The 12,412-nt window shown below is 34.2% G+C and carries 7 protein-coding genes; 1 reads left to right on the top strand and 6 read right to left on the bottom strand.

Translation table 11 applies throughout. From position 1 onward, the window contains the following. Positions 1-2 precede the first annotated feature (2 nt). From WFZ86_RS09195 to WFZ86_RS09180, 4 genes are all read right to left on the bottom strand, one after another. The gene (locus tag WFZ86_RS09195) at positions 3-3,704 is read right to left on the bottom strand and encodes a restriction endonuclease subunit S (protein ID WP_342691664.1); all 3,702 of its coding nucleotides are present in this window, start codon (positions 3,702-3,704) and stop codon (positions 3-5) included. Between the two features lie 177 nt (positions 3,705-3,881). Then, complete coding sequence (locus tag WFZ86_RS09190) at positions 3,882-5,489, bottom strand: carbohydrate-binding protein (RefSeq protein WP_342691663.1); 1,608 nt, start codon at positions 5,487-5,489, stop codon at positions 3,882-3,884. A 506-nt stretch (positions 5,490-5,995) separates the two neighbouring features. Next, positions 5,996-7,222: a 2-oxoglutarate dehydrogenase complex dihydrolipoyllysine-residue succinyltransferase gene (odhB, locus tag WFZ86_RS09185; RefSeq protein ID WP_342691662.1), complete on the bottom strand. Its 1,227-nt coding sequence runs from the start codon at positions 7,220-7,222 to the stop codon at positions 5,996-5,998. An 81-nt stretch (positions 7,223-7,303) separates the two neighbouring features. Then, complete coding sequence (locus tag WFZ86_RS09180; RefSeq protein WP_342691661.1) at positions 7,304-10,093, bottom strand: 2-oxoglutarate dehydrogenase E1 component; 2,790 nt, start codon at positions 10,091-10,093, stop codon at positions 7,304-7,306. Between the two features lie 115 nt (positions 10,094-10,208). On the opposite strand from WFZ86_RS09180, the gene WFZ86_RS09175 reads away from it, so the two are divergent. Then, positions 10,209-10,745 (top strand): hypothetical protein, encoded by a 537-nt coding sequence (locus WFZ86_RS09175; protein WP_342691660.1) that lies wholly within the window; start codon positions 10,209-10,211, stop codon positions 10,743-10,745. Positions 10,746-10,838: 93 nt separating this feature from the next. Here WFZ86_RS09175 and WFZ86_RS09170 read toward each other — a convergent pair whose 3' ends face one another. Continuing rightward, the gene (locus tag WFZ86_RS09170) at positions 10,839-11,192 is read right to left on the bottom strand and encodes a hypothetical protein (protein WP_342691659.1); all 354 of its coding nucleotides are present in this window, start codon (positions 11,190-11,192) and stop codon (positions 10,839-10,841) included. Positions 11,193-11,264: 72 nt separating this feature from the next. Then, positions 11,265-12,239 carry a polyprenyl synthetase family protein gene (locus WFZ86_RS09165; RefSeq protein ID WP_342691658.1) on the bottom strand — a complete coding sequence of 325 codons (975 nt, stop codon included), beginning with the start codon at positions 12,237-12,239 and terminating at the stop codon, positions 11,265-11,267. Positions 12,240-12,412 lie beyond the last annotated feature (173 nt).

Raw genomic sequence — 12,412 nt, 5'->3', positions numbered from 1 at the left:
TTTTATTGTAAGTATTTCTGTAAAATGGCTTCTTTTTGTTTAGGTATTTCAGCTATTTCTGTTTCTAACACTTTTATTTTTGCTTCAATTTTTTCAATTTCTGAAACTATTTTTTGTTGTTCAGCAATTGGTGGAACAGCAATTTTAATTCCTTGAATTCTGTCTATTGAAGCTCTTTTTGTTCTTGAAAACTCAAATGCTTTCCCTTCTTTTTCTAAAATGAAAGCTAAATATTTTTCGTTGATAGAATTATCTTTAACTCTCAAAACACCACAATGATCTGTTGGATAGAAAGGATAATCTTTTGGAAGATGATTGACCATCCAATCGCCATCAATTCCCCATAAAACAGATGGTTTGCTAAAATCTTCAATTAATAATTTATCAATATTCCCAAATGGTTCAATAACATTAGCACTGTAAACAGGAATTTTACCGTTTTCTACAAACTCATTTTTCAAGACACGTTTTCCAATATTTACTTGAAAGATGTTTTCATCGCTTAATCTAACTATTTTATCAGCTTTTGATTCTGCTTGATTGAATAGTTTTTCAATTGTTTCTTTACCTTTTTCAACTTCTTCTTTCGCTTTCTTTTCTTTTGCTTCTAAAACTTCAATTTCCGAAACTATCTTTTTTTGAATATCTAATGGTGGAAGTGGGATTTTTAGCGTAGAATAAAATTTTTCAGGTACTCTTTTGTGTCCACTCGAACCTGTCATTTGAGATTCTGCAACAACTCTTATATATTCTTTATTAATAATTTCAAATAAATATTTTGGATTCAATTTATTCCCACATCTGATAACGTGGAATTCTGAACTGCCTAAACCAATTCCATTTGTAAGGTTTTCTGCAATTCCACATTTTCCATTTTCCATACAAGGCGTAATCTTAGCAATGAGAATATCGTTATCCTTAAAATATGTATAACTACTATTTCGTAGTTTTCCAATTTCTTCATCAACCATTTTATCTATTGTCCCAGAATTACTGACAGAAGACATCTCTATAAAAGATACTTTCATATCATTAGGGAAACTTCGAATTTCAGTTTTTGAAGGATTTATTTCCGCTTCCTTCTCAAGTGAAACTAATTCCCATTTACTTTCAAACTTTACTTTTTTTTTAGCGGAAGTAGAAATAGTTTTTTCAAACTCTGCTCTATCAAAAGAAAGCATATCCAATAAGTCTATGTATGAAACATTATTTTTTATGTTTTCTGCTATTTCTAAGTTTTTGTTTTCAAGAAATGCATTATAAATATAACTACTCGCTTTTGTTAGGTCATTTATATCATTTACATTGTATAGCTGTGTACACTCATCAACTGTTTTTCCTTTTTGCATAGGATGCATCCCTTCATTTCCTCTTCTTCCAGAAAAATCATACCCTAAAAATCTTTTTTCAGCATCTTTTTCACCACTTTTTACTAAAACAATATTTTTTTGATTGTAAGCAATTATGAAATGTAATAATTTATCTTTTTCCGTTTCAATCAGTTTATCCCAAAACTCATTTTCCTTTTTAGCTTTTATCTTTTTGCGATATTCTCTATAAATTTCGTGTTCTGCTATAGTTTTTGTCGGTTCTTTTTTCAATAAAGAAACATAATCTTCAAACGAAACACTTTCCCAGACATAGTTTATATATTTGGAAATAGATTTTTCAATATTGTTATATGGCTCTGGAGGATTATTATCTATAAATTCTATGCAAAATTTATTTACATAATTTTTTAACTTAATGCAGTCTTGATTATTTCTTCTTTTTAAGAACAACGTAACTGTACTAGTATTCGTTGCCATAAAAGTGTTTCCGCCTAATTCGGCAATGGCAATTATATCAAAATATTGTAAAATGATTTCTCTTGTTTTGCTTTGTATTCCTGTGTTGTTTAAAATAGAACTCGGTAATACAACAGCAGCAATTCCATCATCTTTTAATAAATGTTTGGTTCGTTCTACAAAAAGACATTCAATATCTTTACTTTTTTCTGAGAGATATGGATATAAAGTAAAATCGTTTTGCGCACCAATATATTCTAAATCGTCTTTACAATCGTTTACAGAATAAGGTGGATTAGACAAAACCAATGAAAATTTAGCTTTTGTAGAATCTTCGAGATTGGTGTTGTCTTTCAATAAACCCTTATAGGTTTTAGAAGTTTCAAAACTATCTAAACCATCACCGTGAATAACTTGGGCCACACCATCACCATAAAAATAACAACCTACTTTCGCTACTTTAACTAAACGGTAATCTTTTTCAATTCCGTAAACATAATGTTTTGCCCATTCATAAGGATCAGCTTGCCAAGATTTTACTTGTTTTATTGCTTTTGGAAAGAAATTCTTCATTTCTTCATCTTTGAAAGCATTAATAATATCTTGATATTCTTCCATTGCTTCCGTAATGAAATGACCACTTCCTGCTGCATAATCAATTATTGCAGGTAATTCAGGAGCTTCTTTGTTTACTTCTTTTTCTATCATTTGTTTGATAGGAATTGAGCGAACAATGAATTTAGTAATTGGTGGCGGTGTAAAATATTGACCAACTTCTTGTTTTAATCCTGTAGTCAATAATTTTTCGAAGAAATCAGACAAATGTTGTTGCTTTCTTGGATAACGAATTTGATATTTTTCTAAAAGTTTTACAACATCTTTTAATACACGTTGATTTTCATCAAAACTAGCGTCATCTAAAACTTCTTTTATCGCAAGTATATTATTGAATTTTAAAACTTTTTTCTTTTTCTCCAAAAGTTCTTCAGGTGAATTTGCTTTAAAATCTTTTTCATCTATTCCTTCAATTTCTTTTTGAAGAAAAGCAAACAAACCATCTTTATGTAAATTAATTAAACGAACTTGAAAATCTACTGCATTATCATCTTGTCTCCAATGAAATTCTAATTCGTCATTTTCTCTTTTAGCTTCATCATACAATTTTGCAAGAAAAAGATTGAATATTTTATTGAAAGCATTTGGTTTATCAGAAACAGAATGCTTACGAAGTATTGATGCAAACTCGTGAAATATTTTTGTGCTTTCAGCTTCGTCTAATTCTTTTAAATCGGCTTTTGTGAATTTTTTGCTTTTAAAATCATAAGGTTCGTTTTCCCAAACACCTTGATGTTTCGTATTCTTGTTCCAAATGGTATAAAAATCTTTTACTGTTGGTGCAAGTCTGTGTTCATCTTCAATTTTTACAATTTCATTTTTGTAAATAATATTATCTTTGTCAAGTTTAGAAGCATAAAGCATTAATATTTCAGCACTTTTATCTTGCTGAAAATAAGAAAAAAGTTGACCTCCATCTTTTTTCATTTTCTTTAATTCATCATCAAACTCTTTTCCAAAAGTTTTACATTCAATCATTAAGTAAGCCTTGTCTTCATTCTTAACAAGAATATCAAGTCTTCCTTTTTCTTGACGACCAAGTTTCCATGTAGGTTCAAGAATTATATTTTCGGGTTTATAACCTTTTTCAAGAAGTCTATTTACACATTCAAGAACAACGAAATTTTCAGCTTGGGAATGGTTTTGAGTGGTTTTACTTTCGCAAATAATTTTATCTCCATAATTAATTATTTCTTTATGGAAATCAATTTCTATAATATAACCATCAGGATATTTTTTTATAAAAATATCTTTTGCATTTTCTTTTGGCTGAAAACCAATTACTTGCAATAAATCCTTCATGTTATATTAGTTAAAATTATTAAGGTCAAAAATATAACAAAAAAATCTATTCCGTATAGGAACGGATAAATATATCTTATCCAAAATCAATAAAAAATCCCAAAAACCAGTGTTGGAATTTGGGATTGAATTGTTTCTATAAGCCACACAATATATGATTAGCAGACCATTTTGAAACTATTTTTTAATGAAGGTTTTCACAATTTCTTGATTCCCATTAGATACTTTAAGAAGGTAAAGCCCCGGTGTAAGCGCACTTACGTCTATAGCTGAATCATTTAAAACATCGGTTTTTAAAAGGGATATACCACTCATGTTTAGTACTTGTACTCCTAAATTATTGGTGTTTTTCCCAAAATGAACATTCATTTTTTCATTTACTGGAATAGGAAAGATTGAAAAATCCTGAACTTCATCTGTTACTGAATCAGTCGTCTTTTTTTCATTCTCTACCCCTTGACGAAGCGTCTGTCCTCCAGATTTAATGACAAGATAGTTAATGTTCCAACCTCCCGTGGCAGCAAAAATTCCTAAATTATAAGTTCCCGCATTAACTTGTTTTGTAAAACTTACTGTTGTCCAATTTTGCCATCCTCCTGTAGCAGGTATTGTCACACTGCCAACAACAATACTTCCTGCATTCAAATCAACCGAAAGTTTTCCCCCACTATAACTAGCCACTCGAAACTCGAAGGTATATACTCCCGTTGTTGGAAAAGTTATGCTATTATAAGCCATCCAATCATTAGTATCTATATAGCCCACGTTTAACCCTCCCTCAGTACAAGTTTCGGTTTGAACTCCCGACATGGAACTATATGACTCGGCTTCAATTTTCTTATTGAACGCATCTAACGATGTGTAGATCTCTTTTAGATTAAAAAAAGAAGGCTTTTTTGAACGATCTCTACGTACTATTCCCCAATATTCTTCATCGGCACTTCCGTCGTATGGCACACCTGAACTATTTGGAGCAGATCCTCCCGGATTCTGTACATCTGGGCTACCGGCTTTCCACCATTCATCACAAAACTCAAAAACCGCAGCGCCTATACAATCATCGTAACGATTAAAAATCCCTGTTAGAATATTCTTATTGGCCTGCATTTGTAAATCTTCTCTAATAGTGTTGGTCGACTTATTGTATGAATCTGCCCCACATTCTGAAACATACATTGCTTTTTGAGAAAGCCTTCTAAAATCATCTATTGCTGGCACATCATTATCCCATCGATACAAATTTAAACCCCAAACATCCACTGCTGGACATGCGCTCAACACTGAGGCTGTAGGTACTTCCCCATGAGCGGTGGTTACTGGATGGTTTACATCGAGTTGATGTGCTCGTATTGCACAAGCTTGTAATTTTGAATACCAAACATTGATATTTCCTCCAAACCATTCTGGATGATAATTAAACTCATTCCCAAACTCCCACATCAAAATAGCTTGGTGATTTTTATAAGTGTTAATGTAATTTTCAAAATCGTTTTCATTCAAATGCATGATGATTCTAATTCCATTTGCAGCAAATGCATTCAGCTCAGCTACATTAGTAATCGGAGCGTAGGTTCTAATGGTATTTATACCTGCTTCTTTCATAAGAGCAATATCCTGAGTATAATTTCCTGTATCACCTGTCCCTCTGTTATAATCGACCGCTTTTATTCGATAACGTTGTTCGTTTACAAACAATTGCTTTCCTCTTACAGCCACAGTTTGGGCATTACTCTGCAAAAAAGGGAGAAAAAGAAATAGAAATAAAATGTAGTTTTTTGTTTTCATAAGTATAGTTTTTTAAATGGATAAATTTAATAGACTCTTCTTTATAAATGTCTCTTTAACATTTACATACAACGAAATAGTACAATCCCTTTTTCGCAAAAAAGAATATGATTTACTCAAATTTAAGCTTCCTTTTTCAAAAAATCAGTATTAAAAAACACTACAAAAACTATACTCTGGACAAAAAAAGCCTGTAGCTATGACTTGAGTATACATTTATTAACAGAAGGTCTTCTTCAATTTGAAGATCATTTGATTTAGCCACATTTATTAAACGGATGCCTAAAAAAATACCCCTTGTCCCTCACTAGCCCCGATCGTAGTGGAAATCCTTTTGAGGCTGGGGTTCAGCCTCAAAAGATTATAACGAAGAGCGGGACTTTGCTTCCTGAAAAAGCCCTATCTTTATGCTCCTAAGCCACCAAATACTATAACTTTTCTCCATAAAAAAAATCCCAAAAACCAATATTGGAATTTGGGATTTTGTGTATTTAAAATCGAATTGACTACAACTCAAATGCTTTTTTAGGATTGTTATCGCAAAGCAACTCCACTGGATTTTCTAGTGCTTCTTTCACTGCTACCAAGAAACCAACTGACTCACGTCCGTCGATGATTCGGTGGTCATAAGAAAGGGCTACGTACATCATTGGGTGAATTTCTACTTTTCCGTTTACAGCAATTGGACGCTCGATGATGTTGTGCATTCCCAAGATTCCAGACTGTGGAGGGTTGATAATTGGAGTAGACAACATAGAACCAAAAACACCACCATTAGTAATTGTAAAAGTTCCTCCTGTCATATCATCTACAGTGATTTGTCCGTCGCGTGCTCTCAAGGCCAAACGTTTGATTTCGGCTTCAACTCCACGGAACGTCAAGTTTTCAGCATTACGAACTACTGGTACCATTAACCCTTTTGGTCCAGAAACTGCGATTGAGATATCACAGAAATCGTAGGCTACTTTGTAATCGCCATCCATCATAGAGTTTACGTCTGGATACAATTGTAACGCTCTAGTTACCGCTTTGGTAAAGAAAGACATATAGCCTAAACTTACCCCACCGTGTTTTGCTTTGAAGGCATCTTTGTACTCGTTACGCAAATTGTTGATAGGTGTCATGTTTACTTCATTAAAAGTAGTCAACATTGCCGTATCGTTTTTGGCAGCCACTAATCGCTCAGATACTTTACGACGCAACATAGATAACTTGGTACGCTCTACACCACGTGAACCTCCTGTTGGAGTTCCCATAGATGGTACTGCATTTATGGCATCTTCTTTAGTGATTCTACCTGCTTTTCCAGTTCCAACAATGGTTTCTGGAGCTATATTTTTCTCGTCCAGTATTTTTCTAGCCGCTGGCGATGGAGTGCCTGCTGCATAACTTGGAGCGGCAGGAGCTGCTTTTGGAGCTTCAACTTTTACCTCTGCTTTTGGAGCTTCAGCTACTGGTGCTGGTGTTGCCACAGGTACAGCACCTGATGGTTTAGCTGCTCCAGTATCAATTAAACAAACAATAGCGCCTACTGCTACAGCATCGCCTTCTTCGGCTTTCAGGGTAATTACACCGCTTGCTTCTGCTGGCAACTCTAAGGTAGCTTTATCTGAATCTACTTCAGCAATCGCTTGATCTTTCTCTACATAATCACCATCTTTTACCAACCAAGTGGCTATTTCTACTTCTTTGATGGATTCCCCTGGTGATGGGACTTTCATTTCTAAAATCATCTTCTGTTAGTTTATTGTTTGTAGTTTAAGGCTTATGGTTTCTGGTTTGTTTTTATCAAAAACTAAAAACCACAAACGTTTTTATCTAAATAAATTTTTATCAAATACCATTCTAATTGCATCGGCATGACGACGCTTAGCTCTAGTGTAACTTCCTGCAGCTGGTGCGGCGTATGCTTTTAATGAGGCCAATCTCCATTTTACTAAATCAAAATTAGCCAACATGTAGGTGTAAGCTCCCATGTTCTTAGGCTCTTCTTGCGCCCAAACATAATCATCTGCATTTGGATATTGAGCAATAATCGCTTTTAACTGCTCAATTGGCAATGGAAACAATTGCTCAATACGAACTACAGCCACATCGTTTCTACCATTATTAGCTCTTTCTGCTGTAATATCATAGTAGAATTTACCTGTACAGAATACTAATGTTTTCACCTCAGCTTTATTTACTGTAGTATCATCAATAGTTTCTTGGAAACCACCATTAGTGAATTCTTCTACTGAAGACACACATCTTGGGTCACGTAGTAAACTTTTTGGAGAGAATACAATTAATGGTTTACGGAAATTCGTTTTCATTTGTCTTCTCAACAAGTGGAAGAAGTTGGCTGGAGTAGTACAATCGGCCACATACATATTATGACGCGCGCACAATTGCAAATAACGCTCCATTCTAGCAGAAGAATGCTCTGCTCCTTGCCCTTCGTAACCGTGAGGCAATAACATTACAATTCCGTTTTGATTGTTCCATTTATCTTCTCCACAAGAAATGTATTGGTCAATCATAATTTGTGCACCATTAGAGAAATCTCCAAATTGCGCTTCCCAAATTGTTAATGATTTAGGATTAGCCAAAGCGTATCCATAATCAAATCCTAGTACTCCGTATTCTGAAAGGAAAGAGTTGAACACATGGAAATTTCCTTTTTTGTTATCGATATGATTTAACAATACCACTTCTTCTTCAGAATCTTCGACTTTCACCACAGCGTGACGGTGTGAAAAAGTACCACGCTCTACGTCTTGACCTGAGATTCTCACATCAAAACCTTCTGTTAATAATGCACCATAAGCTAGAGTTTCAGCTGTACCCCAATCAATCGTATTGTTGTCATACCCTGTTTTTCTATCGGTAACAATTTTTGTGATTTTGTTGATGAATTTTTTATCCGACGGCAAACTAGACACCGTAGCAATGATAGAATCTAATGTTTCTTTTGCAACAGTTGTATCTACTTTTTTCAACATAACATCATCAGAAACCTGCTCAAAACCAGCCCATTCATTTTGCATAAATGGTGTAATGATTGTTAAATCTTTTTTACGAGATTCTTCTAAATTGGTTTCCAAAACGGCTTTGTATTCTTTTTCTAATTGATTTACATAGGTAGCATCAATCACGCCTTCTGACAATAATTTTAAGGCATAAATATCTCTTGGATTTTGATGCTTAGCAATGATTTTATATAAAACAGGCTGTGTAAATCTTGGTTCGTCACCTTCGTTATGACCATATTTTCTATATCCTAATAAGTCTATGAATACGTCGCGTCCAAATTCCATTCTAAAGTCTAACGCAAAAGACATGGCATGAACTACTGCCTCAGCATCATCAGCATTTACGTGTAAAACTGGCGAAAGGGTTACTTTGGCCACATCTGTACAATAAGTAGAAGAACGAGCATCTAAATAATTGGTTGTAAATCCTACTTGATTATTAATTACAATATGAATGGTTCCTCCTGTTTTATAGCCATCCAATTGAGCCATTTGAACAATCTCATACAAGATACCTTGTCCAGCGATAGCTGCATCACCATGCACAGCGATAGGTAAAACTTTCGAAAAATCATCAGCATAATACTTATCTTGTTTCGCTCTTGTGATACCTTCGATAACGGCTCCAACTGTTTCTAAGTGAGATGGATTGGGAGCTAAGTTAATATTGATTTTCTTTCCTGAACGAGTCACTTTGTCGGCTGTTAATCCTAAATGGTATTTCACATCACCATCAAAATACTCTTGATCGTAATCTTTACCGTCAAACTCGCTAAAAATATCTTGTGTAGATTTTCCAAAAATATTAGCTAGTACATTCAAACGTCCACGGTGCGCCATCCCCATTACGAACTGTTCTACACCTTTATCGGCTGCTTTTTCAATTAAAGCGTCTAACGCTGGTATCACTGATTCTCCTCCTTCTAATGAAAAACGTTTTTGACCTACATATTTAGTATGCAAAAAGTTTTCAAAAGAAACCGCTTGATTTAATTTCTCTAAAATCGATTTTTTTTCATCGGCAGAGAAGTTGGGTTGATTGTCATTAATTCTTAATTTTTGACGAATCCATTCTACAATTTCTGGCTTACGAATATACACATACTCGATACCGATATGTTGGCAATAGATTCTGTCTAAATGCCCGATGATTTCACGCAAAGTACACGGAGCAACTCCAATCACTTTGGCAGCATCAAAAACCAATTCTAAATCTGAAGTGACTAAACCAAAATTTTCGATAGCCAAAGAAGGGGTGTATACACGACGATCACGCACTGGATTTGTTTTAGTAAACAAATGGCCTCTAGTACGGTAACCTTCAATTAACTTGATAACTTTAAATTCTTTTTGCAATTTCTCAGAAACTTCAGCATTCGAAGCCGAACAAGAATCACCTGAAGCTTGAACAACAAGAGGAGTACCTTGAACTGAGGCTTGTTCTTCATTATAAGCAGTCATTCCAAAGTCGAAACCTTGAAAGAAACTTCTCCAACTTGGCTCTACGCTATCTGGATTTTCTAAATACTGATCGTATAATTGTGCAAAAAATTCGGTATGTGCTGCGTTTAAAAATGAAAACCTATCCATAATATTGTTTGAATGTATTTTTAAAATAGTCCGACAAAAGTACAATAAACAGTTATAACTAATTCATTTTTTTGCCTACTTTTACCTCTGTTTTTGTTAAATTAAACCTAATATCATGAAAAAATATGATTTTTTTACGGCTTTCAAAGCCATTTTGGTTTTTGTACTATTTAGTTTTACGAAATCGATGTATGCACAACAGTCCAATTCGAATACTTTTAGCAAAAACATTCAATTTGGAGGAGGAGTTGGATTGAATTTCGGGTCAGGATTTACAGATATTTCTATCTCACCAAGCGCCATTTATAATTTTAACCAATACGTGGCCTTAGGAGGAAGTTTGCAATTTGGATATATTAAAGCCAAAAACAGTTATGAAACGTATACGTATGGCGGAAGCTTGATTGGATTGGTAAATCCAATTCCGGAAATTCAATTATCCGCTGAACTAGAACAATTGCGATTCAACACTGATTACAGAACCATTACTGGCAACTTGGCTTCGAATAATTTTTGGAATACCGCCTTATATCTAGGTGCGGGTTACAGAACCAACAATGTTACTTTTGGGGTTCGCTACAATGTATTACACGACGACAACAAGAGTATTTACAGCGAAGCTTTTATGCCTTTTGTGAGGGTTTATTTCTAAGACTCGGAGAGACTTAGAAGCTAAGTTTCTGATTTAAAAAGAAATTGAGAAATGAAAAAAGGTAGTTTCTGATGAGAAATTTCACCTTTAAACTCAACGATAATAATTTCTAAACCAGACCTTTTGCCATTCTCTTTTCAGAATCAAAAACGAAACTTGACCTGATAATGTTATAATATCAGAACCATCGAGTTGTTTAATTTCGTTTTCTGGCACATCGATAATATAGAGTAGATTTAGATATTCGGCAAACTTATATTGAATGAGTCGGTATATCTTTTCTTGTAATTGAATTTTGAGTTCCTCAGGCAATATACTCATAGGAAAATCAATGCCTTCGTTGGCAAGATTAAAATCTTTATTGATTTGAGCTACCAATTTTACATACAGATTTTCCTTTTCTGCTTCAGAAAGTAAATGATCCGTATTTAAGGGTGCTACATACATAAATTAAAGGTAAAGATTACGTTTTTATTCTTGCCTCACATCCATTAGAATTAGGATTTAAAGCTTTTTATATTATACTTTTCTTCCCATCAGGTTTTCACCAAAAGCTCTCAATAATGCTTTTTTATCTGCATCAATATTCATTTTATCTAAAGTATCAAAGGCTTGATGTGTATACTCTTTTATAGCCTCTTGGGTAGCCAATGAAGCACCACTCTCATTAAAAATCTGTTTTACTTCCTCGATTTTGGCTTCCGAATTTTCAAGGTGTTCTGAAAACAAATGCAACAAACGAGATTTTTGAGTAGCCGTTGAGAATTCCATTGCTTTCAAAAACAAAAAGGTCTTTTTATTCTCAATAATATCGCCTCCAACTTGTTTGCCAAAAGTAGCAGGGTCGCCAAAAGCATCCAGAAAATCGTCTTGTAACTGAAAGGCAATACCTAAATTCAATCCAAAGTCATAAATCAACTTAGCATTCGATTTAGACGTCTTAGCAATAATCGCCCCCATCTTCATGGCAGCAGCTACTAAAACGGCTGTTTTGAATTCAATCATTTTCAAGTATTCAGGAATCGTAACATCTATTCTCGTTTCGAAATCAACGTCCCATTGCTGGCCTTCACAAACTTCAAGAGCTGTTTTACTGAACAATTTAGCTAGCTTACGAAACGTTTTCGGTTCGTATTTTTCAAAATATTGATAAGCCAAAATCAGCATTGCATCGCCAGACAAAATCCCAGTATTGGTATCCCATTTTTCATGTACCGTTTCGTGTCCTCTTCGCAAAGGAGCCGCATCCATAATGTCGTCATGCACCAAAGAAAAATTATGAAACACCTCTACCGCCATAGCTGCCGGCAAGGCTTTTTGATAATTGGTATCAAAAATTTCGGCACTCATCAGCGTGAGTACGGGACGCATTCGCTTCCCACCCAAAGACAAAATATATTGAATAGGTTCATAAAGATTTTGAGGTTCTTTTTGAATCACTTGATTTTTTAAATAAGTAACAAAAAAAGACTGATACGCTGAAACTGACTGCATGACTATATAAATTCGATTAGCAAAGGTTCAAAGATACAATTCACGAGCATAATATCACCAGAAAAAAGCTTCGGTTTCATTAAATTCATGTGTAACAACTGTTAAATTTTGATTACCGAAAACGTTTTAGACTGTTAAAAACGATGGAAACTAAAAATACAACGGAAACTTTT

It is taken from the genome of Flavobacterium polysaccharolyticum (genome assembly GCF_038739875.1).
GTDB lineage: Bacteria > Bacteroidota > Bacteroidia > Flavobacteriales > Flavobacteriaceae > Flavobacterium > Flavobacterium polysaccharolyticum.
Note: the sequence above shows the minus strand (reverse complement) of the source record. Positions and strands in the feature narration are given on the sequence as shown.

Excerpts from the sequence above, each read along its gene's own strand:
- WFZ86_RS09195 (WP_342691664.1), bottom strand. The coding sequence starts at position 3,704 with ATGAAGGATTTATTGCAAGTAATTGGTTTTCAGCCAAAAGAAAATGCA.
- WFZ86_RS09190 (WP_342691663.1), bottom strand. The coding sequence starts at position 5,489 with ATGAAAACAAAAAACTACATTTTATTTCTATTTCTTTTTCTCCCTTTT.
- odhB (WP_342691662.1), bottom strand. The coding sequence starts at position 7,222 with ATGATTTTAGAAATGAAAGTCCCATCACCAGGGGAATCCATCAAAGAA.
- WFZ86_RS09180 (WP_342691661.1), bottom strand. The coding sequence starts at position 10,093 with ATGGATAGGTTTTCATTTTTAAACGCAGCACATACCGAATTTTTTGCA.
- WFZ86_RS09175 (WP_342691660.1), top strand. The coding sequence starts at position 10,209 with ATGAAAAAATATGATTTTTTTACGGCTTTCAAAGCCATTTTGGTTTTT.
- WFZ86_RS09170 (WP_342691659.1), bottom strand. The coding sequence starts at position 11,192 with ATGTATGTAGCACCCTTAAATACGGATCATTTACTTTCTGAAGCAGAA.
- WFZ86_RS09165 (WP_342691658.1), bottom strand. The coding sequence starts at position 12,239 with ATGCAGTCAGTTTCAGCGTATCAGTCTTTTTTTGTTACTTATTTAAAA.